Genomic DNA, 21,400 nt, shown 5'->3' with positions numbered 1-21,400 from the left:
TTCCCGTCATGCCGTCGACCCCGCCGAGCGATCGGCCCGCCCTCGGCCGCCCCGCCGCGATCGACGCGCAGGAGCTCGCCCGCGTGGCCATCGGCCTGTTCGCGGAGCGCGGCTACGAGGCCGTGAGCATGGCCGACATCGCCGAGGCCGCGGGCGTCGGCCGCCGCAGCCTCTTCCGCTACTTCCCGACCAAGGCCGACCTCGTGTGGGCCGGTGCCGACGTCGTCGGCGCGGAGCTCGAGCGCCTCCTCGGCGAGGGCCCGGGCGACCGGCCGCTGGGGGAGGCGTACGCGGACGCGTTCGTCGGTGCGCTCGGACCGCGCTTCCTCGACCTCGGCATGACGCGGGTGCGGCTGCGGATCATCGACGCGCACCCGGATCTGCACAGCCGGTCGTCGCCCCGCATCACGGCCGCGTCGCCCGCGCTCGCCGAGTTCGTGGCGCGCGGGCTGCCCGGCCTCCGCGGCACGGTCGAGGCGGCAGCGGTGACCGAGGCGCTCGCGTCGGCGAGCCACACGGCCCTGCGCTGGTGGGCGACGCGATCCGACGACGAACGGCCCGACGACGCGATCCGCCGGGCCGTCCGCGCGCTCGCCCTCCCCGGCGACGCCCGCTAGATCGCGGACCAGCCGCCGTCGGAGGCGAGGATCACGCCGGTGACGTTGCTGGCCTGGTCGCTCGCGAGCCAGACCACCGAGTTGGCCATCTCGTCGGCCTCGACCGGCGCCGGCACGATCGTCTGCATGATCGGCCCGAGGACCCGGCCGGTGAGCTCCGAGCGCATGGGCGCCTCGATCGCCGTGTTGGTCGCGCCCGGCGCCACCGCGTTCACGCGGATGCCCTGACCCGCGTAGAGCACGGCCGTGTTCTTGGTCATGCCGGCCACCGCGTGCTTCGAGGCGGTGTACGCGAGCCCGGCGGCGGATCCGCGGAGGGCGGCCTCGGAGGCGATGTTGACGATCGCGCCCTTCCCGGCCTCGACCATGAGCGGCAGCACGGCGCGCGTCAGGCGCATCACGGCGGTCACGTTCACCGCGAACACGAGGTCCCACGTGCGGTCGTCGACCTCGGCTGCCGGCAGGAAGCCGTCCATGATCCCGGCGACGTTGGCGAGCACGTCCACGCGCCCGTCGGCCGCGGCGACGATCGCCTGCACGCCGTCCTCCGTCGTGATGTCGCCCGTGACGGGCACGAGGTCGAGGTCGGGGTGCTCGGCCACGAGCGCGTCGAGGCGCTCGGCGGAGACATCGGCGGCGATCACGCGCGCGCCCTCCCGGGCGAGGCGGAGCGCCGAGGCGCGGCCGATGCCGCTGCCGGCTCCGGTGACGATGGCGGTGCGTCCGCCGAACTGCTGGTCCTGGGTCATGTCGTTCCCTCGCTGTCGGGCCGGCCTCGTCGCCGGCCCGACCATTCTGGCACGCGGTGCCATATGTGGGGGAGGGTCACTCGGCGACGGCCTCCGCGCTGCGACGACCCGGCCCGCGCGAGGGCCACCAGAACCGGTCGCCGAGCAGGAACACGAGCGCGGGCACGAGGAGCGTCCGCACCACGAGCGTGTCGAGCAACACGCCGATGCAGACGATGACGCCGATCTGCGTGAGCGCCACCACCGGCAGCACCCCGAGCACCGCGAAGACCGCCGCGAGCAGGATCCCCGCGCTCGTGATCACGCCGCCCGTGGACGCCAGCGCCCGCACCATGCCCTCGCGCGTGCCGTGCAGGCGCCGCTCCTCGCGGGCCCGGGTCACGAGGAAGATGTTGTAGTCGACCCCCAGCGCCACCAGGAAGAGGAACGCGAACAGCACCACGTTCGCGTCGAAGGCGGGGAAGCCGAGCACCCGCTGGAACAGCACGTTCGCCGCGCCGAGGCTCGCGAAGAAGGTCGCCAGCACGCTCGCGATGAGGAGGACGGGCGCCACGAGCGAGCGCAGCAGCAGGCCGAGGATCGCGAACACGATGGCCAGGATGATCGGGATGATGAGCCCCTGGTCGCGCTCCGACGACGCGGCCGTGTCGGCGGCCGTGGCGTCGCTGCCGCCCACGAGCGCCGCGGACTCCGCGCCCGGGGCGCCGGCGTAGGCGTCGCGGAGGTCCTGCACGGCGGCGAAGGCGGCCGCGCTCTCGGGCTCCGCGTCGAGCTGCACGTCGATGCGCGTGAGGCCCTGCGCGGACTCGCCGGCCCGGGCGCCCTCGACACCGGGCACCGACTCGGCGGTGGCGACGGCGTCCGCGACCACCGCGTCCGGCGCGAGCACCACGGTCTGCGCGGTGAGGCCCGCGGAGAAGGAGGCGTCGACGACCTCCTGCGCCCGCACCGACTCGGGCTCCCCGAGCAGCTGGTCCGTCTGCGAGAGCCCGACGCGCGCGCCGACGAGCCCGAGCGCGAGCACCCCGACGCCGGCGAGCGCGACGACGGCCACGACCGCCGGCCGGCGTCGGACCCCCATGCCCAGACGACGCCACACGCCCGGCTTCCCGCCGTGGTCGGCGTCGGTGCTGGCGCGCGGCACGAACGGCCAGAAGAGTCCCCGCCCGCACACCACGAGGGCGGCCGGCAGGACGAGGAGCGCGGCGGCGATGGCGATGACCACGCCGACGGCGCACGCGAACCCGAGCGCCCGGTTGCCGGAGAGCTCCGCGGCCAGCAGCGTGATGAGGCTGAGCGCGACCGTGCCGCCGCTCGCCGCGATGGCGGGACCCGCGCTCGTGACGGCCGTGAGCATCGCCCGGTGCCGGTCCTCCTGGCGCGTCAGCTCCTCGCGGTAGCGGGCCACGAGCAGGAGGGCGTAGTTCGTGCCGGCGCCGAAGACCAGCACCGAGAGGATCCCGCCGATGGACGCGTCGATCGTGATCCCGAGCGGCTCCGCCAGGGCCGTCACGACCACGCGCGCCAGGCCGTCGGCCGCGCCCACGACGACGAGCGGGACGATCCAGAGCACGGGGCTGCGGTAGGTGACGATGAGCAGCACGGCGACCACGAGCACCGTGACGAGCAGGAGCCGGAGGTCGGCCCCCGCGAACGCGTTCGAGATGTCGGCCTGGAAGCCGACGGGGCCCGTGAGCTGCGCGGTGAGGCCGTCCGGCAGGCCGTCGGAGGCGGTGGCGCGGAGCCCATCGGCCGTGGCCGCGACGTCGTCGGCGGCCTCCGTCGCGTCGAGCGGCACGGCGACGAGCGCCGCGCGCCCGTCCTCGCTGACCTGCGGCACCACGGCGCGCGGGGCGATCGAGCCGGCGGCCAGGGCCTCGGCGCGCTCGGCGACGGCGGCCCGGTCGGCCGCGGTGAGCGCGGCGCCGTCGCGGCTGAAGACGAGGATCCCTACGGTCGTGTCCGCGCTCGGGAACCGCTCGAGGAGCTCGCTCACCTGCCGCGCCTGGCTGGACTCGGGCAGGCCGGACGGCGGGAAGGCGTCGGCCTCGCCCTTCGGCAGGAAGGCGAACAGGGCGGCCACGGCGGCGGCGGCCAGCGCCAACGCGATCCACGCGGTGCGGCGGGCGCTGACGAAGCGGGCGATCGATCTCACGAGTCCTCCAGGGGGGTGAATATCGTCAGCCTACTGACTGTCAAGCGCCTTAGCTACTTCCGCCGTACGATGGGCGCATGCCCCGCTCCCGTCCCGCTGCCGGCGCGGGGGCGCCCGACGCCCTTCCGGCCCCCGGCGCCGGCGTGCCCGCCGAGGCGGGGGAGGCGGGGGAGATCGGCCGCGTGCTCCGGGACGTGCTCGGCCTCGCCGCCGGCTTCGAGCGTCGCCTCGGCACCGTCCTCGAGGTCAACGCCACCGACATGAAGGCCATGGAGCACCTGATCCAGGCGGGGTCGCTGTCGCCCACCGAGCTCGCGGGCCGGCTCGGGATATCCACCGCCGCCGTGACCCTGGTCGTGGACCGGCTCGTCGCGGTCGGCCACGTCGACCGCCGGCCGCACCCGCACGACCGCCGCCGCGTGGTGGTCGTGCCGCGGCCGGCGTCCGTCGGCCGGGCCATGGACGAGCTGATGCCCATGATCGGCGGCGTCGCTCGCGCCGCCGACGCGCTGACCGAGCGCGAGCGCGCGACCGTGCTGCGCTTCCTCGGCGAGGTGCGCGAGGTCTACCGGGTGGCCGCCGGGGGGCCGGACGGCGCGCCGAGCGGCACCGTGGATCCACCGGCCGCGCGACGCTGACCCGGCGGCGTCCACCGCGTGTCCACCGCGCCCTCGGCCGCCGTCCATCGCGGCCGGGGATGATGGACCCGGATCCACCACCACGTCCACCACCACCGCGCGCACGCGCACACGAAGAGGAGAACCATGACCGGTACCGAGCGGGACACGACCACGGCGACACGGGGACTGGTCCTCGGCGGCGGCGGCGTCGCCGGCATCGCGTGGGAGACCGGCCTCCTCTCGGGGCTCATCGCCGCGGGCGTGGACCTCGGCGCGGCCGACACGGTCGTCGGCACCTCGGCCGGATCCGTCGTCGCGATCAACCTGCGCGCGGGCGCCATCGACGCGGCCTACGACGAGCACTTCGTCGACGTGGCCGGCATGGCGGAGCCCACCGGCAGCCGCGACCTCTCCCGCACCGTGGAGGTCATCGGCGAGGGCGTCGTGAGCACGGCGGGCGAGATCCCCACGCGCCAGCGGATCGGCGAGTTCGCGCTCGAGGAGTACGACCCCGAGGTGGACGACGCCGCGAGCGTCGAGCGCATCGGCCAGCTGCTGCCCATCCGCGACTGGCCCGAGCAGGACCTCCGCATCACCGCGGTCGACGCCGGCACCGGCCGCTTCACCGTCTTCGACAAGGACTCCGGCGCCGACCTCGTGCGCGCCTCCGCCGCGAGCTGCGCGGTGCCCGGCGTCTTCCCGCCCGTCACCATCGACGGCCGCCCCTACATGGACGGCGGCATGCGCTCCGGCACGAACGCCGACGTCGTCGCCGACCACGAGCGGATCCTCGTCATCGCGTGCGGCCCCGAGGCGCCGCAGAGCGGCATGGGCCCGACGCTGTCCACCGTCGTGCAGCAGCTGCGCGGCCGGGCCGAGGTGCTCGTGATCCAGGCCGACGAGGAGAGCACCCGCGCCTTCGGCGAGAACTCGCTCCTCCTCTCGACCCGCACGGCCTCCGCGGAGGCGGGCCGCCGCCAGGCCGAGCGCGTCGCCGACGAGGTCCGCGCCTTCTGGGGCTGATCCCGCCCGCACCACGACGAGGGGCCCGGCCGCGCAGCGCGGCCGGGCCCCTCGTCGTCGGAGGGCGCCGATCAGGTGGCGGGCACCGCGTCCGCCAGCCCCACGTGCGCCGCGTGCTCCGGGTACAGCAGCGGCAGCTGGAGCGTGAGCCACGGGCTGAAGGCCCACGGCGTGAGGGCGACCGCGGAGGTGAGCTGCTCGGGATCCACCCACTGGTACTCGCCGACCTCCTCGGGCCGCGGATCCACCGGCGTGGCCGCGACCGCGCGGAAGACGGGGCAGATCTCGTTCTCCACGATGCCCGCGGCGTCGGTCGCGCGGTAGCGGAAGTCGGGCAGCACGAGCTCGACCGAGGCGAGGGTCAGCCCGAGCTCCTGCTCGGCGCGGCGGTGGACGGCCTCGCGCATGTCCTCGTCGGGTGCCGGGTGGCCGCAGAACGAGTTGGTCCAGACGCCGGGCCAGGTGAGCTTGCCGATGGCGCGGCGCGTGACGAGGATCCGTCCCTCGGCGTCGAACACGTGGCACGAGAACGCGAGGTGCAGCGCGGTGTCGCGGGTGTGGACCGTCGCCTTGGGCGCCGTCCCGATGGTCTCGCCGTCGTCGTCCAGGAGGACGACGAGCTCGGTGTGCTGTGGCATGCGCTCCCTGCTTTCCGTTACCCCCACGATGTTAGGTTTCATCCGTGGACGCCACCAACCTCGCTGCCGTCTCCACATCGAGGCAGGCCCATGTGAACGGCGTCCTGGACGCGTTCTTCGCGAGGTCGCTCGTGCGCGCCGAGGTGATGGGCTCCGAGTACGTGAAGCTCTGGCGGACGCTCGAGTCGAACACGGCCGGCGGCAAGCGCTTCCGTCCGCGCATGGTCATGGCGGCGTACGACGGCCTCGGCGGCCAGGACGTGCAGGCCGCGGCCCACGTCGGGGCCGCTTTCGAGATGCTCCACACCGCGCTCATCGTCCACGACGACGTCATCGACCGCGACTTCACCCGGCGCGGCGGCCCGAACGTCTCCGGCGCCTACCGCGACATCGCCACCACGCAGGGCCTGCCCCAGCCGCTGGCCGAGCACCGCGGCATGTCGGCGGCCGTCATCGCGGGGGACCTGGCGCTCGTCAACGCGTACCGCCTCATCGACGCGAGCGGCGTGCGCGACCTCACCCGGTCGCACCTCATGGAGATCCTCGACGACGCCGTGTTCGCATCGGCCGCGGGCGAGCTCATCGACGTCGAGTTCTCGCTCACCGCGGACGTGCCGAGCGTGGAGGAGATCCTCCGCATGGAGCGCCTGAAGACCGCCGTCTACTCGTTCGAGGCGCCGCTGCAGGCGGGTGCCGTGCTCGCGGGCGCGCGTCCCGAGGTGGTCGCCGCGCTCGGCGACTTCGGCCGCGACATCGGCATCGCGTACCAGGTGGTCGACGACGTCCTCGGCGTCTTCGGCGACGAGCAGGAGACCGGCAAGACCAACCTCGGCGACCTCCGCGAGGGCAAGCGCACCGTGCTCATCGCCCACGCCGTCCGCTCGTCGGAGTGGGGCGAGATCAGCTCGCTCGTCGGCAAGGACGACCTCTCGCGCGGCGAGGCGGCGCTCGTCCGCTCGGTTCTCGAGAGCTCCGGCGCCCGGGCCTACGCCGAGGGCGTCGCGCGCGACCTCGCGGTCGCCGCGTGCGCGCGCCTCGACGACCCGGTCGTGCCGGACGCGCTCCGCCGGGAGCTCGCGCCCGTCGCGGAGTCCGTGCTCGGGCGCATCCGATGACGGGTCGACGCCCCGGCCGACGCGGTCCCGCCCCCGAGCCGCCCACCGGCCTCGAGAAGTACGACCGCGTGGCGCAGGACACGGCCTCCGTCGTGATCCGCCGCTACTCCACCTCCTTCGGGCTCGCCTCCCGCCTCCTCGGCGCCGACGTCCGCCAGCACATCGAGAACGTGTACGCGCTCGTGCGCATCGCCGACGAGATCGTCGACGGCGCCGCGGCCGGTGCGGGGGTGGATCCCGCGCACGTCGAGGACCTGCTCGACGCCCTCGAGCAGGAGACCGAGGACGCGATGCTGCGCGGCTACAGCACCAACCTCGTCGTCCACGCCTTCGCGATCACCGCCCGCCGCGCCGGCTTCGGCGCCGAGCTCACCGCGCCGTTCTTCGCCTCCATGCGCATGGACCTGCGCCGGATGGAGCACACGCCCGCCTCCTTCACCGAGTACGTGTACGGATCCGCCGAGGTCGTCGGCCTCATGTGCCTGCGCGCGTTCCTCCTGGGCCACGCGACGACGCGCCCCGAGCGGATCCGGTTCGAGGAGGGCGCCAAGCGCCTGGGCGCCGCGTTCCAGAAGGTCAACTTCCTCCGCGACCTCGCGGCCGACCACGAGGCGCTCGGCCGCAGCTACTTCCCCGGCGTCGACGTCCAGACCTTCTCGGAGGCCGACAAGGAGCGCATCCTCGACGACATCGACGCCGACCTCCGCATGTCCGGTGCCGTGATCCCCGACCTCCCCGCCTCCAGCCGCCGCGCCGTCGCGCTCGCGCAGGGCCTGTTCGCCGAGCTCGCCGTGCGCCTGCGCGACACCCCCGCGGCCGAGCTGGCGCGCACGCGCGTGCGGGTGCCCGATCCGGTCAAGGCCCGCATCGCGCTCGCCGCCGCCACGGGCGCCGAGCCCTCCGGCGTCGACGGCCGCCTGGTGCGCCGCTCGCGCGGGCCCCGCGCCGACGGCGTCCGCCCGACCCCGCCTCCCGTGCCACCCCGACCGAGCCCGCCCCGTCCGACCCCGAGCAGCAGGAGAGCGCCATGACCGCACCCACCGCCATCGTGATCGGCGGCGGGATCGCCGGCCTCGCCTCCGCCGCGCTCCTCGCCCGTGACGGCTACCGCGTGACCCTCGTCGAGGGCCGCGACGAGGTCGGCGGCCGCGCCGGCTCCTGGGAGAGGGACGGCTTCCGCTTCGACCTCGGCCCCAGCTGGTACCTCATGCCCGAGGTCTTCGACCACTTCTTCAAGCTCATGGGCACGAGCGCCGCCGAGCAGCTCGACCTCGTGCGCCTCCCCGGCTACCGCGTGCTCTTCGAGGGCGATCCCGAGCCCATCGACATCCGCGACTCCCGCGAGGCGAACCTCGACCTGTTCGAGAGCGTCGAGCCCGGGTCCCGCCCCGCGATGGCCCGCTACCTCGACTCCGCGAAGGACGTCTACGAGGTCGCGAAGAAGCGCTTCCTCTACACGACCTTCGCCGACTACCGGCCGCTGCTGAAGCGCGACGTCGTCACCCGCACGGGCACGCTCGGGAAGCTGCTGCTCACGCCGCTCGAGACGCACGTGGCCCGCTACGTGAAGGACCGCCGCCTCCGTCAGATCCTCGGCTACCCGGCCGTGTTCCTCGGCTCCTCGCCCAAGCTCGCGCCGAGCATGTACCACCTGATGAGCCACCTCGACCTCGAGGACGGCGTGCTGTACCCGCAGGGCGGCCTCATCACCGTCATCGACGCGATCGAGCGGGTCGCGCGGGCCGAGGGCGTCGAGATCCGCACCGGATCGCCCGTCTCCCGCATCGTCACCGAGCCCGCGAGGGCCGGGCGGGCGCGGGCGCGCGGCGTGCAGATCACCACCGACGCCGGCACCGAGACCCTCGAGGCCGACGTGGTCGTCTCCACGGCCGACCTGCACCACACCGAGACCGAGCTCATCCCCGAGGCGTTCCGCACCTACCCGCAGTCGTACTGGGACAAGGCCACCGCCGGCCCCGGCGCCGTTCTCGTCTACCTCGGCGTGAAGGGCGGCCTGCCGGAGCTGCACCACCACACGCTGCTGTTCACCGAGGACTGGGACGAGAACTTCTCCCGCATCTTCCCGCCGAAGGGCGGCACGACCTCGGTGCCGGATCCCGCGAGCATCTACGTCTGCAAGCCCAGCGCCACCGACCCCTCGGTCGCGCCCGACGGCCACGAGAACGTCTTCATCCTCGTGCCGATCCCCGCCGACCCGACCATCGGCCGCGGCGGCATCGACGGCGCGGGGGACGCGCGGGTCGAGGAGATCGCCGACCGCGCCATCCGGCAGATCAGCGACTGGGCCGGCATCCCCGACCTCGCCGAGCGCATCGTGCTCCGCCGCACCTCGGGCCCCGGCGACTTCGCCGCCGACCTGCACTCCTGGAAGGGCACCATCCTCGGGCCCGCCCACACGCTCGGACAGTCGGCCATGTTCCGCGCCGGCAACACGAGCAAGAAGGTCGACGGGCTGCACTACGCGGGCGGATCCACCATCCCCGGCATCGGCCTGCCCATGTGCCTCATCAGCGCGGAGATCCTCGTGAAGCGCCTCCGCGGCGACGTGTCGACCGGCCCCGGCGCCGAGCCGCTCGTGCGCACGGTCGGCCGCCCGGTGGTCTGATGGGCCTCGTCTACCTCGTTCTGCTGCTGGTCGCGCTCGGCTGCATGATGCTCATCGACCGGCGCTGGCGCCTCTTCTTCTGGCGCGACCGCACGGCCGCGGCGCTCACCACCCTCATCGGCGTCGCGTTCTTCCTCGCGTGGGACGTCGCGGGCATCTCGCAGGGCATCTTCTTCCGCGGGGAGACGGCGATCATGACGGGGATCCTCGTCGGCCCGGAGCTGCCGCTCGAGGAGGTCTTCTTCCTCACGCTGCTCTGCTACCTCACGATGAACCTCGTCAACGGGTTCAGCCGGCTCGCCGACCACCACGTCGCCCGGGCGAGGGAGCGCGCGAACCGATGAGCTACCTCGTGCTCGACCTGCTGTTCCTCGCTCCCGTCGCCGTCGTCGGGTTCCTGTTCCGCCGCCTGCTGCTGCGGGAGGCCGCCGCGGTGCCGTACGGATCCAGCCGCTTCGACTACCCCGAGTACTACTGGTACCGGCGGATGCCCGTCGCGATCCTGCTCGTGATGACCCTCATCTTCGACAACATCATGATCAAGGTCGGCCTCGTCGGCTACGACGAGGACAAGCTGGTGGGCCTCATGCTCGGCTACGCGCCCGTCGAGGACTTCGCCTACGCCATCGCCGCCCTCGTGCTGCTGCCCGCGGTCTGGTACCTGCTGCGTCGCCGCCGCAGCGTCTCCGGCATCGAAGCGCATGAGTGACGTGCGCGCGCGTCCCGGCGCCGTCGAGACGCTGCGCACGATCCTGCTCTCCTCCCGCCCGCTCTCCTGGGTGAACACGGCGTTCCCGTTCGCGGCCGCGTACCTCACGGTCACGCGCGAGCTCGACCTCACCGCGATCCTCGGCACCGTCTACTTCCTCATCCCGTACAACCTGGCGATGTACGGCATCAACGACGTCTTCGACTACGAGTCCGACATGCGCAACCCGCGGAAGGGCGGCGTGGAGGGCGCGGTGCTCGCGCGCGCGATGCACCGGCCGGTGCTGGTCGCGGTGCTCGCGACCAACGTGCCCTTCCTCGTGTACCTCGTGACCGTGGGATCCGCCGCCAGCGTCGCCGTGCTCGCCGTGAGCGTCTTCGCCGTGGTCGCGTACTCGCTGAAGGGCCTCCGCTTCAAGGAGCGCCCGGTGCTCGACTCGCTCACCTCGAGCACGCACTTCACGTCCCCCGCTGTCTACGGGATCGTGCTCGCGGGCGGCGCCTTCACGCCCGCGCTGTGGGCGATCCTCGCGGCCTTCTTCCTGTGGGGGGTCGCCTCGCACGCCTTCGGCGCGGTGCAGGACATCGTGGCCGACCGCGAGGGCGGCATCTCCTCCATCGCGACCGTGCTCGGCGGGGCCGTCACCGTGCGGATCGCCGTGCTCGCCTACGCCGCCGCCGGGGTCGCGATGCTCTTCACGGGCTTCCCGGGGATCATCGCGGCCGTGCTCGTGGTCCCGTACGTCCTCAGCACCGCGCCGTTCTGGTCGATCCGCGACGAGGACGCGGAGGCCGCCAACCGCGGCTGGCGCCGCTTCCTGGGCCTCAACTTCCTCTGCGGCTTCGTCGTGACGATGCTGCTCATCGCGTACTGGGCCACCACCGCCTGAGGCCCGGCGCCGCGGGCCCGCGGTCAGTAGTGCGTCGGCATCATCCCTATCGCGAGCTCGCGCCGCCGCCTGGCGTGCTCGCCCGCGAAGGAGAGCAGCTCCATGTCGTGCTCGCGCATCCACGCGATCGCGGCCTCCAGCGTGACCGCGGTGGAGACCCAGACGCGACGGCCCGAGTCGTCGACCGCGTCGGCGTAGACCTCGAAGACGGGATCCGCCCCGGGCGTGCGCTCCGTGGGCACGACGTAGCCCAGCACGGGCTGCGACGCGACCTGGACGCGCCAGGCGCCCTGGTGGAAGCGGGCGTGCGGGTGGTGGACGAGGGGCTCGGGCTGGCGGGTCATCTTCTGCTCCAGGGGAGGGGACGGGGGCGCGAGCACCCGGCCGGGCTCCTGGACGACGATAGGCTCGGCGTCCGACACGGGGGCGTCGGCGCACGATGGAGACCACGCCCCTCACGACCCCAGGAGCCCATGTCACCGCCGATCCGCCTCCTCCACCAGACCGTCCGCCCCTTCGTCGCGGCCGGCCTGCGCGGAGGCATCCCCACGCCGCTGACCGCGGCGGTGCCGACGGACGCGCCCGTCGGCGTGGTGCCGGGACCGGACCCGGACCGGATCCTGGCGCTCGGCGGCATCGGCGGATCCGGCGTGGGCCTGCGGACGCACGCCGAGGGCGTCGCGGCGCAGTCGGCCCGGGCGCTCGCCGCGCTCACCGGCCGCGGGGTCGAGTGGCGCACCGTCCCGCTCGCCGACCAGCACCTCACGGCCACGCAGGAGGCCGTGCGGCAGATCACCGAGCTGCACCGCTACGACGTCGTGCTCGTGATGCCCGGGGTCGCCGACGCGCTCGAGCTCGCGCGCATCACGCCGTGGGTCCACCGTCTCGAGGACCTGCTCGACCACCTCGTCGAGCAGACCGCCGACAACTCGACGGTGCTCGTCTCGGACGTGCCGCAGGTGTCGCAGTACGTGGAGGCCGGCTCGTTCGTGCGCGGCCTCTTCCGCGACCACGCCATGTACCTCTCGCAGCGCAAGGCCGAGGTCTGCGCGCGCTTCCCGCAGGTCGCGTCGGTGAAGCTGCCGGACGCGGGTCCGGTCGACTTCGAGGGCGGCGAGTTCCGCTACGCGTCGATGTACCGCCGCTGGGGCGAGCACGTGGGCCGGGTCATCGCCGACCTGCAGGCGGAGCGCGGCGGGGTCTGAGCTCGCCCCTCAGCGCGCGTCGGCAGCCCCTTCGAGGTGGATACGGAGCGCATCGGCCGCCAGACGCGCGGTGCCCTGGCCACCGAACAACCGGTGGAAGTCCGGATCCGTCTCGTAGGAGTGCGCGACCCCGCGCACCATGGCGGCCGCCTTCTCCGGCGGACCGTCGCGAGTGGGCGTCCCCGGGATCGCCGCGAACCACCTCATGTGACGAGCCGCGTGCTCCTGCGCCTCGGCGGAGGCGGCCTCGCTTCCCGCATCGCCGAGCTCGCGCCATCGGGCGACGAGCGACTCGGAGTCGCGCTTCCACGCACGCTGCCGGTCGATGCCCATGCCGTGCCACCACCCGTTCGCGGCCTCGTATGCCGGCCGGCCCCAACGATCCACGACCTCGGACTCGAAGCGGTCGTTGAAGCCGTCGAGCATCACGTCCATCGGAGGGCGACGGCCTTCCCTGCGCATGGCCAGAGTGCGCTCGACGGCCTGGATCCTCCGCTCGACCGTCTCCCGCTCGCGGACCAGCTGCTCGAGGTGCTCCTCGAGCGCGCGGATCTCCTCCGTCGCGCCGCGCGTGCCGTGCTCGGGTCCGGCGTCCGCGCGCTCGCTCTCGAGCACCTCGGCGATCCGCGACAACGGCATGCCGGTGGCCCGCAGCAGCAGGATCCTCTGCAGACGCGCTACGGCTACGGGTCCGTAGTGGCGGTAGCCGTTGACCCCCACGCGGTCCGGCGCGAGGAGCCCGATGCGGTGGTAGTGGCGCAGGGTCCGTCCGCTCACGCCGGCCCGGTCGGCGAGCTGCTGCACGGTCCACTCCACGGCCCGGGCCTCCTCGGTCATCGTGCCCCGTCCTCGCCGAGCGACGGCCCGGCTCCCGTCGCCGGCAGCGGGTGGGGCAGGCCGAGCCGCTCCGTGGCGACGCGGATCACCTCGGCCGAGGAGGCGCGCACGCTCGCCGCCGCCGTCAGGCCGGTCACGTCGAGGTACGCGCGGACCAACCGCAGGCCGACCGCGTAGCCGGCGCCCGTCGGGAGGCCCACCGGTGGGATCCCGAGCCGCTCCGCGCTCGCGTCGCCGAGGACCCACGCGAGCAGGCCACCCATCCCGCGCGTCCCGAGCCCGCTCGCGACGAGTGCCAGCACGGCGTCGTCGCGGCGGGTCGCCTCCGCGACGAAGTGGGTGGGGCCGAGCGCGCCGTGCAGCTCGGACGCGAACGCGTCGGCGAGCCCCTCGGCCACGACCTGCTCGCCGACCGTCACCCTCGCCGGGTCCCAGACGACGCCGCCCGGGGAGTACCGCACGTTGTGGTGCAGCTCGTGCACGGCGATCGCCTCCAGCCGCGCGAGGACCTCCGGGGTGGGATGCAGGACGAGGAGGATGCTCCCGCTGATCCCGCCGAACGCCGACAGACCCCCGACCTCCCGCACGAGGTGCTCGTCCCGGGAGTCGGCCACGATCAGGAGGACGTGGATGTCGGGGAGCACGGCCCCCGGATCGGCGCGGTGGATGGCCTCGAGACCCGCCGCCAGCGCTGTCTCCATGCGTGCCCATGCGTCCGCCCGCACGAGCGCGTCGAGACTGCGGCGCGTCTCGTCGAGGTCGCGGTCCCAGGGGAAGCCGGAGACCCCCCGATGCGCTTCCGCGAGATCCACCTCGCCCGGGGCGAACCGGTACATGCCGGCCAGCGGCGCCCACATCTCACGCACCAGCCCCGCGCGCTCGCCTTCCGGGGAGTCGAGGATGCGCTGCATCGCGGAGGCGGAGTCGATCATCGTGATGGTCATGTCACGGGACGCTAGGGGGTGACGCAGCGTCAAGGTCCAGCCGCGGTCAGCGTGCGCGTCGCTGGCCGCGCGGCGGGGGAGTGCGCTTGCCGCCGCCCTTCGGCGCGGGCTTCGACCCGCCCTTCGCGCCCGCGGCGCCCGGCTTGCCCGCGGCCTTGCGGGCGGTCTTCTGCGCGGCGGTGGGCTTCCGGCGGTCGCGCTCGTCGTCGTCGCGCTGCGACCGGGAGCTCGCGGCCGTGCGCCCGCGGACGATGCCCACGAGCTCCTCGATGTCGGGGGACGCGTCGCCCTCGCGCCAGGCCACGGCGATCCGCGTCTCGGGCAGGTCGTGCACGGGCACCGCGACGACGTCCTTGCGCGCGTGCAGCCGGCCGAGCGCGTGCGGCACGACCACGAAGCCGACGCCGGCGGCGACCAGCTCGACGGCCGCGGCGACGTCCTCGGGCAGGGGCACCGGATCCGCGCCCGCCGTGCGCCCCGGCCAGCCCGGCACCGCGTCGGCCGGCTGGAGCAGCAGGTCCTCCGCGAGGTCGGCGAGGGCGACGGCGTCGGCGGTGGCGTGCGCGTGGTCCTTGGGCAGGATCGCGACCTGCACCTCGCCGTAGAGCGGCACGATCGTGAGGCCGCGCCCGTCGACGGGGAGGCGGAGGAACGCGACGTCCGCGGATCCGTCGAGGAGGGCGGGCACGGCGGCCTCCTCCGCGAGCGGCGCGACCCGGAGCGGCACGTCGGCGACGCGCTCGTCCCACGCGCGGGTCCACTTGGCGACCGTGACGCCGGGCACGATCGCGACGACCAGCCCGCGGGGCGGCGCGGCGGCCTCCTCCGCGAGGCGCGCGTCCTCCGCGGCGATCGCGGCGCGGGCCTCCGCGAGACGGGCCTCGCCGTCGGGGCTGAGGCGCGTGGGGCCGTCGTCGCGCACGAACAGCTCGACGCCCCAGAGGGCCTCGAGGTCGAGGACCGAGCGGCTCACGGCGATGCGCGAGACGTTGAGGGCCTTGGCGGCACGGGCGAAGTGCAGCTCGTCGGCGACGGCGATGAAGTGCCGGAGGGCGGTCGGGTCGGCGTCCACGGGAGTCCCCTCGATGGCCCGCTCGGTGGTGGCGCGGTGAGCGGCGGCGGGTCCGATCCAGGCTAGTGCAGGGCGCCCGGGGCCCCGACGGTACCCTGGGCACATGACGAGCTCCGGATCCAGCCAGACGATGAAGGCCGCGACCGCGGCGAAGAAGCTGGGCGTGCACCTGCCGGCGACCCCGGTGGAGTTCCAGGAGTCGACCCCGTCGCGCGCGGAGCTCGCCGAGATGACCGCGAACCCGCCCGAGTGGCTCGCCACGCTGCTGCGCGACGGCCCGCACCCGCGCCCGGTCATCGCCGGCAAGCTCGGCGTCTCCATCGCCGGCCTCGCCCGCGGCGGCGTGACGGAGGCGCTCACCACCGCGCAGATCAAGGAGCTCCTCCAGGCCCCGCCGCAGTGGCTGGTGCAGGAGCGCGCGACGCAGGCCGAGGTGCGCGAGGAGCAGATCCGCGTGAAGAACCGCGACGCCGGCCGCGCCGCCATGGCCGCCGAGCGCGAGCGCCAGGAGGGCGACGGCGGATCCCGCCGCTGAGCCGACCCGCGCTGAGCGGATGACGCGGGGACCGCACCCGACCCGTCCCGGCCCCGCGTGAGACCCTGTCCTCCGTGACCAGTCCGAACGCCGCCTCACGACGCCGCCATGCCGCCGAGGCCGAGTCGGATCCCGCCGGCGTCCTCCCCGCGCCCGTCACCGGATCCCGCGTGCCCGGCACCGTCGGCTCGGTGGTCGTGGCCGCGCTGGTCACCGCCGTCTACGTGCTCCACTCGGCGCTCGAGTGGCGCCGCTTCACCGTGAAGTCGTGGGACACCGGCATCTTCACGCAGCTCGCGCAGGACTACTCCCGCCTCCAGGCGCCCATCGTCTCCATCAAGGGCGACGGCTTCAACCTCATGGGCGACCACTTCCACCCGATCCTCGTGCTGCTCGGCCCGGTCTACGCCGTGTGGCCGCACGCGTTCGCGCTGCTCGTGGTGCAGGCGGTCCTCATCGGGATCTCGGTGGTCGGCGTCGGCCGCCTGGCCGGTCGCGTCGTGGGCCGGTGGGGCGCCATCGTGGTGGCGGCCGCGTACGGGCTCAGCTGGGGGATCCAGGGCGCCGTCGCGTTCCAGTTCCACGAGATCGCGTTCGCCCTGCCGCTGCTGGCCTTCGCGCTCGACGCGGTGATCGCCCGCCGCGCGATGGCGGCCGCCGCGTGGGCCGTGCCGCTCGTGTTCGTGAAGGAGGACCTCGGCCTCACGGTCGCGGTGCTCGGCGCGATCATCGCCCTCGCGCTCGACCGCCGCGTCGGCATCGCGCTCGCCGGCTGGGGCGTCGCGTGGTTCGTGCTCGCGACCACGGTGATCCTGCCGGCCTTCAACCGGGAGGCCCGCTGGGACTACGCGTCGAAGCTCGACGCGGGCAGCGCCCTCGCGGATCCGCTCGGCACGGTCGCCGGGCTCTTCGTCGCGCCGAAGCTCGAGACGGTCGCGTTCCTCCTGATCGCGGGCGCGCTCATCGCGCTGCGCTCGCCGCTCCTGCTGCTCGTGGTGCCGACGCTCGCGTGGCGCTTCCTGGCGCCCACCGAGGCGTACTGGGCGCCCGGCTACCACTACGACGCGGTGCTCATGCCCATCGTGTTCGCCGCCGCGATCGACGGCGTGGCGCGCGCCCGGGCCGGGCGGCAGCGCTGGCTCGCCGCGGCGTCGCGCGCCACCGTGCCGGTGCTCGCGATCGCCGCCGTCGTCCTCTTCCTCCGCTCGCCCATGGCGGAGCTCACGAAGCCCGCGATCTGGCAGCCGGCCCCGCGCGCCGCCCAGGCGCAGGCCGCGCTCGACCAGGTGCCCGCGGGTGCCTCCGTCCTGAGCGACATCGGCCTCATGTCGTACCTCGTCGACGACCACGAGGTCTTCTGGCTCGGCAACCCGGGCAACCCGGCGCCGCAGTACGTCGTGATCGACACCGTCGGCGGCGGCCTCGGGCAGGGCGCCCTCAACGCCGACCAGTACGGCGAGGCGACGCAGGCGGGTACGGCGTACGAGATCGTCTACGCCGACGCCGGGTACCAGGTGGCCAGGCGGATCCGGTAGCCCGCACGCGCGGAGGCCGGGCGCTCCCCCGAGCCGCCCGGCCTCCCGTGCGCGCCCGCGAGGGGCGCCTCCCGATCAGATCGGGATCGCCGCCGTCAGCACGCCCACCGCGAGCATCAGGAGCGAGACCAGCACGGCGCGCCACAGCACCTTGCGGTGGTGGTCGCCGAGGTTCACGTCGGCCAGCGACACGAGCAGCAGGATCGCCGGCACGAGCGGGCTCTGCAGGTGCACCGGCTGCCCGGTGATGGACGCGCGCGCCATCTCGACGGGGTCGATGCCGTAGTTCGCCGCGCTCTCCGCGAGCACCGGGAGCATGCCGTAGTAGAAGGCGTCGTTGCTCATGAAGAAGGTCATCGGGATGCTGAGCACGCCCGTGATGACCGCGAGGCCGGGGCCGAGCGCGTCCGGGATGATCGTGACGAGCCACGCCGACATCGCCGACACCATGCCCGTGCCGTTGAGCACGCCGATGAGCACGCCCGCCGCGAGCACCATCGAGACCACGCCGACCACGCTGGGGGCGTGCGCTGCGATGCGCTCGCCCTGGTCCTTGAGCACCCGGAAGTTGACGATGAGCGCGACCGCGGCGCCGACCATGAACACGTAGGCGAGGGGCAGCTGGTCCATGATCAGCAGCACGAGCACCACCAGGGTGAGCCCGAGGTTGAACCAGATCAGGCGCGGGCGCAGGGTCTCGCGGTCGGGGTCGAGCATCGTGGTGCCGAGCGTGGAGACGGCGGCCGTCTCGGCGCGGACGAGCGACGGGGCCATCGTGATGAGGCCGCCGCGCGGGGTCGCGGGGGCGCCGCGGCCGGCGCGCCACCAGCCGGATCCGCCGGTGGATCCACCGGAGCCGGTGCCGCCCGCGGCGTCGAGCCCGCCCTCGGCCCGCGCCTCGCCGAGCGCGGCCAGGCGGCTGCGCTCGCGGAGGCCCATGGTCCAGGCGAAAATCATGACGAGCGCGAGGCCCACGAGGAGCGACGGGATCATCGGCACGAAGATGTCGGTCGGCGAGACCTTGAGGGCCGCCGCCGCGCGCACGGTCGGGCCGCCCCACGGGACGATGTTGAGCGTGCCGTTCGCGAGGCCCGCGGTGCAGGTGAGCACGACCGGGCTCATCCCGAGCTTGCGGTAGATGGGCAGCATGGCCGCCGTCGTGACGATGAAGGTCGTGGATCCGTCGCCGTCGAGCGAGACCGCGGCCGCGAGGATCGCCGTGCCGAGCACGATCTTCGCCGGGTCGCCGCCCGCGACGCGGAGGATGAGGCGCACCAGCGGGTCGAACAGGCCGACGTCGATCATGATGCCGAAGTAGATGATGGCGAACATCAGCAGCGCGGCCGTGGGCGCCAGGTCGCCGAGCGCCTCGATGACCATGTCGCCGATGCCGAGGCCGGCGCCCGCGAAGAGGCCGAAGATCGTCGGCACGAGGATGAGGGCGACCATGGGCGTCAGCCGCTTGGTCATGATGAGCGCCATGAAGGTGAGGACCATGGCGAAGCCCAGGAATACCAGCACGCGTGACTCCTTCGTCGGTGGGCGGGACGCCCGGCTGAACACCACACGCTAGGTGGGCATCCGCGGTCCGTCGCGCTTGTGCCGCTTGATCGCGATAGTGCACGTAGACGACGTTCTGCGCATTATGCTCACGGGGTGGATCGGGCGACGGGGCGACGGCGGGCGGGGCTCGACTTCGCGCGCCGCACCCTCGTCCTCCAGCTGCTCGTGGTGCTCGTGGTGGTCGGCATCGCGACCGTCGCCTACGGGCTGCTGAGCTCGTCGGAGAACCGCGAGGAGGCGCAGGACACCGCGCTCGCGATCGCGCGGACGGCCGCCGAGGATCCCGCGCTGCGGGCCGCCGTGACCGCAGAGACCGCGGATCCCGCGACCGCCTCCGCCGCCGACCTCGCCGACGGCCCGGTGCAGCGCACGGCCGAGGCGGTGCGCGAGCGGACCGGCGCGCTCTTCGTCGTGGTGACCGACGACCGGGGCCTGCGGCTCGCGCACCCCGACCCGGCCGAGCTCGGGGAGCGCGTGAGCACGGATCCGACGGTCGCGCTCGCGGGACGCGAGGAGGTGACGTGGGCGACCGGCACGCTCGGGGAGTCCGCGCGCGCGAAGGTGCCGGTGCGGGCGCTCGCGACGGCGGGCGCTCCCGACGGCGGCGGATCCGGCCGGGTCGTCGGCGAGGTCAGCGTCGGCTTCGCGGCGGCCACCGTGCGCGACTCCATCGGCGTCGACGTGGCGGCCATCGCGGTCGTCGCCCTGCTCGCGCTCGGCGTCGGGGCGGTGGCCAGCGGGATCCTCTCGCGCCGGCTCGCACGCCTCACCCTCGGCCTCCAGCCGTCCGAGCTCGCGGGCCTCGTGCAGGACCAGGCGGCGGTCCTCACGGGCATCGGCGAGGGGGTCGTCGGCGTCGGCCCCGACGGCCGCGTGACCGTCTGCAACCCGCGTGCCGCCGAGCTGCTCGGGCTCCGGGATCCGGTCGGCCGCACGCTCGCGGAGCTCGGCGTGCCGCCGGTGCTGCGGGACGCGGTCGCCCGGGCGCAGGCCGCGCCGCCCGCCGCCGGATCCCCGTCGCTGCGCGCCGTGGTCGACGACCGGCTCCTCTTCGTCGACGTGGCCCGCGTCGCCCGCGACGGGCGCGACCTCGGCACGGTGATCGTCGTGCGCGACGAGACCGACATCGAGGCGATGAGCCGCCGCCTCACCGCCGTCACCGCGATGTCCACGGCGCTCCGCGTGCAGCGGCACGAGTTCGCGAACCGCCTCCACGTCGTGCGCGGACTCGTCGCCACCGGGCGGGTGGACGAGGCCGACGCCTACCTCACGGGCGTGCTCGAGCAGGGGCCGGTGGCGTTCCCGACGGTGGACGCGGGGCTCGTCGACGAGCCGTACCTGCAGGCGTTCCTCGGCGCGAAGGCCCTGGAGGCCGAGGAGCGGGGTGTGGCGCTGCGCGTGGGGCCGGGCACGCTCGTGCGCGGATCGCTCGTGCGGCCCGAGGAGGTCACGACCGTGCTCGGCAACCTCGTCGACAACGCGGTGCACGCGGCCGTGCGCGGATCCCGGGCCGACCGGTGGGTGGAGGTCGAGGCGCTCGACGACGGCGCCGACCTGCACCTCGCGGTGGCGGACTCGGGCGACGGGCTCGGCGCGGCGGATCCCGCGGGCGTCTTCCGGCGACGACCCGACGACGTGGGGGCGGCGGCGGAGGCGCTGGCGGCGGGCGGGGGAGCGGATCCCGCGCACGGCCTCGGCTTCGGCCTGCCGCTCGTGCGCGACATCGCCCGGCGCGACGGCGGCGACGTGTGGGTCGCGGATCCCGGCGGCCCGCCGCCCGACGCGGAGGCGGGCGCCGTCTTCTGCGCTCGGCTCGCGGGCGTCGTGGAGCCGCCGGACGCGGATCCGCCCGACGCCGCCGACCCCCTCGCCCCCGACGCCCTCGACCCCCACGGAGCACGCGCATGACCGACGACCTCACCGTCCTCATCGTCGACGACGACTTCCGCATCGCCCGCCTGCACGAGGGCATCGTGGAGCAGGCGCCCGGGTTCCGCGCCGTCGGCACCGCGGGCAGCGTGCGGGCGGCGCTCGCCGTGCTCGACACGTCCCGCCCCGACCTCGTGCTCCTCGACGCGTACCTGCCCGACGGCAGCGGCGTCGACCTGGTGCGCCGCATCGAGCCCGACGTGATCCTCGTCACCGCCGCCGACGATCCCGCCACCGTCCGCCGCGCCCTCCGCGGCGGCGCCGTCTCCTACCTCGTGAAGCCGTTCGCGCCCGAGCTGCTCACCGCGCGCCTCGCGGCCTACGCGGCCTTCCGCGCCGGGCTCGCGAGCGACCGCCCGCTCGACCAGGCGGGCATCGACCGCGCGATCCACGCGCTGCGTCCCGGCCGGGCGTCCGCGCAGGCGCGCCCGGCGACCGAGCAGGCCGTGCTCGACGCCCTCTCCGCGTCCGACGAGGAGCTCAGCGCCCCCGAGATCGCCGAGCGCGTCGGCGTCTCCCGCGCCACCGCGCAGCGCTACCTCGGCGCCCTCGCCCGCGACCGCGTCGTCGACGTGCAGCTCAACTACGGATCCACGGGCCGCCCGGAGCACCGGTACCGGATCCTGCGGCCGCGGTAGG

At 74.4% G+C, this 21,400-nt stretch carries 22 protein-coding genes; 14 read left to right on the top strand and 8 right to left on the bottom strand.

Annotated features, from left to right (window positions below):
- The first annotated feature begins 8 nt into the window (after positions 1–8).
- Positions 9–617 (top strand): TetR/AcrR family transcriptional regulator, encoded by a 609-nt coding sequence (locus tag AES38_RS14015; RefSeq protein WP_053775486.1) that lies wholly within the window; start codon positions 9–11, stop codon positions 615–617.
- On the opposite strand, the gene AES38_RS14010 is transcribed toward AES38_RS14015, so the two are convergent.
- The gene (locus AES38_RS14010; RefSeq protein WP_053775485.1) at positions 614–1,366 is read right to left on the bottom strand and encodes an SDR family NAD(P)-dependent oxidoreductase; all 753 of its coding nucleotides are present in this window, start codon (positions 1,364–1,366) and stop codon (positions 614–616) included. The genes AES38_RS14015 and AES38_RS14010 overlap by 4 nt on opposite strands.
- A 76-nt stretch (positions 1,367–1,442) precedes the next feature.
- A complete protein-coding gene (locus AES38_RS14005) occupies positions 1,443–3,521 on the bottom strand; it encodes an MMPL family transporter (protein ID WP_053775484.1) in 2,079 nt (692 codons plus the stop codon).
- Positions 3,522–3,598: 77 nt separating this feature from the next.
- Between AES38_RS14005 and AES38_RS14000 the strand changes: the two genes are divergently transcribed.
- Together AES38_RS14000 and AES38_RS13995 are read left to right on the top strand one after the other, a co-directional pair.
- Positions 3,599–4,159, top strand: coding sequence for a MarR family transcriptional regulator (locus AES38_RS14000; protein ID WP_081001912.1), 561 nt, complete (start codon positions 3,599–3,601; stop codon positions 4,157–4,159).
- Between the two features lie 126 nt (positions 4,160–4,285).
- The gene (locus tag AES38_RS13995; protein WP_053775483.1) at positions 4,286–5,164 is read left to right on the top strand and encodes a patatin-like phospholipase family protein; all 879 of its coding nucleotides are present in this window, start codon (positions 4,286–4,288) and stop codon (positions 5,162–5,164) included.
- A gap of 71 nt (positions 5,165–5,235) precedes the next feature.
- On the opposite strand, the gene idi is transcribed toward AES38_RS13995, so the two are convergent.
- Positions 5,236–5,802 carry an isopentenyl-diphosphate Delta-isomerase gene (gene idi / locus AES38_RS13990; protein WP_053775482.1) on the bottom strand — a complete coding sequence of 189 codons (567 nt, stop codon included), beginning with the start codon at positions 5,800–5,802 and terminating at the stop codon, positions 5,236–5,238.
- A gap of 44 nt (positions 5,803–5,846) precedes the next feature.
- On the opposite strand from idi, the gene AES38_RS13985 reads away from it, so the two are divergent.
- From AES38_RS13985 to AES38_RS13960, 6 genes are read left to right on the top strand one after another with little or no spacing between them, the layout of a single operon-like run.
- Positions 5,847–6,917: a polyprenyl synthetase family protein gene (locus tag AES38_RS13985; RefSeq protein ID WP_242431002.1), complete on the top strand. Its 1,071-nt coding sequence runs from the start codon at positions 5,847–5,849 to the stop codon at positions 6,915–6,917.
- Entirely contained in the window at positions 6,914–7,948 is a 1,035-nt protein-coding gene (locus AES38_RS16125; RefSeq protein ID WP_072174653.1) for a phytoene/squalene synthase family protein, read from the top strand. The genes AES38_RS13985 and AES38_RS16125 overlap by 4 nt, the downstream gene beginning before the upstream one ends.
- Complete coding sequence (crtI, locus tag AES38_RS16120) at positions 7,945–9,543, top strand: phytoene desaturase family protein (protein WP_053775480.1); 1,599 nt, start codon at positions 7,945–7,947, stop codon at positions 9,541–9,543. The genes AES38_RS16125 and crtI overlap by 4 nt, the downstream gene beginning before the upstream one ends.
- Positions 9,543–9,887 (top strand): lycopene cyclase domain-containing protein, encoded by a 345-nt coding sequence (locus AES38_RS13970; RefSeq protein ID WP_053775479.1) that lies wholly within the window; start codon positions 9,543–9,545, stop codon positions 9,885–9,887. The genes crtI and AES38_RS13970 overlap by 1 nt, the downstream gene beginning before the upstream one ends.
- Complete coding sequence (locus tag AES38_RS13965; protein WP_053775478.1) at positions 9,884–10,252, top strand: lycopene cyclase domain-containing protein; 369 nt, start codon at positions 9,884–9,886, stop codon at positions 10,250–10,252. The genes AES38_RS13970 and AES38_RS13965 overlap by 4 nt, the downstream gene beginning before the upstream one ends.
- Positions 10,245–11,141, top strand: coding sequence for a prenyltransferase (locus AES38_RS13960; RefSeq protein ID WP_053775477.1), 897 nt, complete (start codon positions 10,245–10,247; stop codon positions 11,139–11,141). Before AES38_RS13965 ends, AES38_RS13960 begins: the two co-directional genes overlap by 8 nt.
- Before the next feature lie 23 nt (positions 11,142–11,164).
- Here the strand turns inward: AES38_RS13960 and AES38_RS13955 are convergent, their stop codons facing one another.
- Entirely contained in the window at positions 11,165–11,521 is a 357-nt protein-coding gene (locus AES38_RS13955) for a hypothetical protein (protein WP_244629187.1), read from the bottom strand.
- 93 nt (positions 11,522–11,614) lie between these two features.
- On the opposite strand from AES38_RS13955, the gene AES38_RS13950 reads away from it, so the two are divergent.
- Positions 11,615–12,346, top strand: coding sequence for an SGNH/GDSL hydrolase family protein (locus AES38_RS13950; RefSeq protein ID WP_053775476.1), 732 nt, complete (start codon positions 11,615–11,617; stop codon positions 12,344–12,346).
- Between the two features lie 9 nt (positions 12,347–12,355).
- Here AES38_RS13950 and AES38_RS13945 read toward each other — a convergent pair whose 3' ends face one another.
- The 3 genes from AES38_RS13945 to AES38_RS13935 are packed head-to-tail and all read right to left on the bottom strand — an operon-like array spanning position 12,356 to position 15,199.
- Positions 12,356–13,183 (bottom strand): MerR family transcriptional regulator, encoded by an 828-nt coding sequence (locus AES38_RS13945; protein WP_053775475.1) that lies wholly within the window; start codon positions 13,181–13,183, stop codon positions 12,356–12,358.
- Positions 13,180–14,127 carry a DUF2268 domain-containing putative Zn-dependent protease gene (locus AES38_RS13940; RefSeq protein WP_053775474.1) on the bottom strand — a complete coding sequence of 316 codons (948 nt, stop codon included), beginning with the start codon at positions 14,125–14,127 and terminating at the stop codon, positions 13,180–13,182. Before AES38_RS13940 ends, AES38_RS13945 begins: the two co-directional genes overlap by 4 nt.
- 46 nt (positions 14,128–14,173) lie before the next feature.
- The gene (locus AES38_RS13935; protein WP_053775473.1) at positions 14,174–15,199 is read right to left on the bottom strand and encodes a LysR family transcriptional regulator; all 1,026 of its coding nucleotides are present in this window, start codon (positions 15,197–15,199) and stop codon (positions 14,174–14,176) included.
- Positions 15,200–15,302: 103 nt separating this feature from the next.
- Between AES38_RS13935 and AES38_RS13930 the strand changes: the two genes are divergently transcribed.
- Both AES38_RS13930 and AES38_RS13925 read left to right on the top strand, forming a co-directional pair.
- Positions 15,303–15,734: a DUF5997 family protein gene (locus AES38_RS13930; RefSeq protein ID WP_053775472.1), complete on the top strand. Its 432-nt coding sequence runs from the start codon at positions 15,303–15,305 to the stop codon at positions 15,732–15,734.
- A gap of 74 nt (positions 15,735–15,808) precedes the next feature.
- Entirely contained in the window at positions 15,809–17,269 is a 1,461-nt protein-coding gene (locus AES38_RS13925) for a DUF2079 domain-containing protein (protein ID WP_053775471.1), read from the top strand.
- A gap of 75 nt (positions 17,270–17,344) precedes the next feature.
- Here AES38_RS13925 and AES38_RS13920 read toward each other — a convergent pair whose 3' ends face one another.
- Positions 17,345–18,766 (bottom strand): CitMHS family transporter, encoded by a 1,422-nt coding sequence (locus tag AES38_RS13920; RefSeq protein ID WP_247650089.1) that lies wholly within the window; start codon positions 18,764–18,766, stop codon positions 17,345–17,347.
- Between the two features lie 159 nt (positions 18,767–18,925).
- Between AES38_RS13920 and AES38_RS13915 the strand changes: the two genes are divergently transcribed.
- Positions 18,926–20,740, top strand: coding sequence for a sensor histidine kinase (locus AES38_RS13915; RefSeq protein WP_053775469.1), 1,815 nt, complete (start codon positions 18,926–18,928; stop codon positions 20,738–20,740).
- A complete protein-coding gene (locus tag AES38_RS13910; protein ID WP_053775468.1) occupies positions 20,737–21,399 on the top strand; it encodes a response regulator in 663 nt (220 codons plus the stop codon). Before AES38_RS13915 ends, AES38_RS13910 begins: the two co-directional genes overlap by 4 nt.
- The last annotated feature ends 1 nt before the right edge of the window (position 21,400 follow it).

It is taken from the genome of Clavibacter capsici, assembly GCF_001280205.1.
GTDB lineage: Bacteria > Actinomycetota > Actinomycetes > Actinomycetales > Microbacteriaceae > Clavibacter > Clavibacter capsici.
This window is presented reverse-complemented; position numbering and strand designations above follow the sequence as displayed.

Excerpts from the sequence above, each read along its gene's own strand:
- AES38_RS14000 (WP_081001912.1), top strand. The coding sequence starts at position 3,599 with ATGCCCCGCTCCCGTCCCGCTGCCGGCGCGGGGGCGCCCGACGCCCTT.
- idi (WP_053775482.1), bottom strand. The coding sequence starts at position 5,802 with ATGCCACAGCACACCGAGCTCGTCGTCCTCCTGGACGACGACGGCGAG.
- AES38_RS13910 (WP_053775468.1), top strand. The coding sequence starts at position 20,737 with ATGACCGACGACCTCACCGTCCTCATCGTCGACGACGACTTCCGCATC.
- AES38_RS13995 (WP_053775483.1), top strand. The coding sequence starts at position 4,286 with ATGACCGGTACCGAGCGGGACACGACCACGGCGACACGGGGACTGGTC.
- AES38_RS13960 (WP_053775477.1), top strand. The coding sequence starts at position 10,245 with ATGAGTGACGTGCGCGCGCGTCCCGGCGCCGTCGAGACGCTGCGCACG.
- AES38_RS13970 (WP_053775479.1), top strand. The coding sequence starts at position 9,543 with ATGGGCCTCGTCTACCTCGTTCTGCTGCTGGTCGCGCTCGGCTGCATG.
- AES38_RS16125 (WP_072174653.1), top strand. The coding sequence starts at position 6,914 with ATGACGGGTCGACGCCCCGGCCGACGCGGTCCCGCCCCCGAGCCGCCC.
- AES38_RS13940 (WP_053775474.1), bottom strand. The coding sequence starts at position 14,127 with ATGACCATCACGATGATCGACTCCGCCTCCGCGATGCAGCGCATCCTC.
- crtI (WP_053775480.1), top strand. The coding sequence starts at position 7,945 with ATGACCGCACCCACCGCCATCGTGATCGGCGGCGGGATCGCCGGCCTC.
- AES38_RS13930 (WP_053775472.1), top strand. The coding sequence starts at position 15,303 with ATGACGAGCTCCGGATCCAGCCAGACGATGAAGGCCGCGACCGCGGCG.
- AES38_RS13920 (WP_247650089.1), bottom strand. The coding sequence starts at position 18,766 with ATGGTCCTCACCTTCATGGCGCTCATCATGACCAAGCGGCTGACGCCC.
- AES38_RS13945 (WP_053775475.1), bottom strand. The coding sequence starts at position 13,183 with ATGACCGAGGAGGCCCGGGCCGTGGAGTGGACCGTGCAGCAGCTCGCC.
- AES38_RS14015 (WP_053775486.1), top strand. The coding sequence starts at position 9 with ATGCCGTCGACCCCGCCGAGCGATCGGCCCGCCCTCGGCCGCCCCGCC.
- AES38_RS13950 (WP_053775476.1), top strand. The coding sequence starts at position 11,615 with ATGTCACCGCCGATCCGCCTCCTCCACCAGACCGTCCGCCCCTTCGTC.
- AES38_RS14010 (WP_053775485.1), bottom strand. The coding sequence starts at position 1,366 with ATGACCCAGGACCAGCAGTTCGGCGGACGCACCGCCATCGTCACCGGA.
- AES38_RS13965 (WP_053775478.1), top strand. The coding sequence starts at position 9,884 with ATGAGCTACCTCGTGCTCGACCTGCTGTTCCTCGCTCCCGTCGCCGTC.